This is a genomic window from Sphingosinicella sp. CPCC 101087, assembly GCF_004151485.1.
Classification (GTDB): domain Bacteria; phylum Pseudomonadota; class Alphaproteobacteria; order Sphingomonadales; family Sphingomonadaceae; genus Allosphingosinicella.
This window is the reverse complement of sequence record NZ_SBFF01000034.1, coordinates 1-1,238: the sequence shown is the minus strand read 5'-3', so window position 1 is coordinate 1,238 and position 1,238 is coordinate 1. Positions and strand designations below refer to the sequence as shown.

The window sequence follows — 1,238 nt, the reverse complement described above, 5'->3', positions numbered from 1 at the left end:
CCGGTGGCTCGCTCCTCGACGGCGACGCCGAGCACCACCCGGTCCGGGGCGGAGCCTTGTTCCTGGGTGATTTCCAGATTCTCCTGGAAAAAGCCGAGCGACTGGATTCGGTCGCGCGACCGGGCAACCTGGACGCTGTTGAACGGATCGCCTTCGGCGAGGCGGAACTCGCGCCGGATCACCTTGTCGCGCGTCTGGGTGTTGCCGGTGATGTCGATCCGCTCGACATAGACGCGCGGCGTCTCGGCGACGTGGAAGGTCACCGACATGGTGAGTTCCTCGCGGCTGCGCTGGAAGCGCGGCCGCACGTCGGCAAAGGCGTAGCCGAACAGGCCGGCAAGCTCGTTCAGGCTGGTGACCGTATCCTCGACCTGACGGGCATTGTACCAGTCCCCCGTCTTCATCGGCAATGTGCGCCGGAGCTGTTCGGCGTTGAAGTCGCGAATGTCGCTTTCGACCGCGACGTCGCCGAACCGATAGCGCTCGCCCTCTTCGACCACATAGGTGATGATGAAGTCGCGCCGGTCGGGCGTGAGCTCGGCCACTGCCGAGACGACGCGGAAATCGGCATAGCCCTGGGTCAGGTAGAATTGGCGCAGCTTCTGCTGGTCGAAGGCGAGCCGGTCGGGATCGTAGGTGTCGGCCGAGGTGAAGAAGTTCCACCAGCGCGCTTCCCGGGTCGCCATCTCGGAGATGAGCTCGCCGTCGCCGAACTCCTCATTGCCGATGATGTTGATCTGGCGGACCTTGGACTGCGGCCCCTCGTCGATCTCGAACACGACGTCGACCCGGTTTTGGTCCAGTTCGACGATCTGCGGCTCGACGCGAGCGGCATAGCGGCCCTGGCGGCGATAGAGCTCGATGATCCGGGCGACGTCGGCGCGGGCGCGCGAACGGGTGAAGATCTGCCGCGGCGACAGGCGGATCTCGGGCTGGATCTTGTCGTCCTTGAGCCGGCGATTGCCCTCGAGGATGATCCGGTTGATGACCGGATTCTCGCGAACCTGGATGACGATGTCGCCGGTCTCGACGCCGCCGATCCGAACGTCGGCGAACAATTCGGTGGCGAGCAGGTCGCGCAGCGCCTGGTCGAGCCGCTCATTGTCGTAGGGCTCGCCCGCGCGCAGCGACGTGTAGGACAGCACCGTCTCCGCCTCGAGCCGCTGGTTGCCCGAAACCGTGACGCTGCGGATCGTGCGGGTCGGCTCTGCCGGCGAAGGCGGCTGCAGGAACGGAAC

General features: G+C 65.8%; 1 protein-coding gene. It reads right to left on the bottom strand.

From position 1 onward, the window contains the following. Positions 1 to 1,238: outer membrane protein assembly factor BamA (bamA, locus tag EKM57_RS21655; protein ID WP_129794616.1), on the bottom strand; the 1,238-nt coding region annotated here is incomplete at both ends.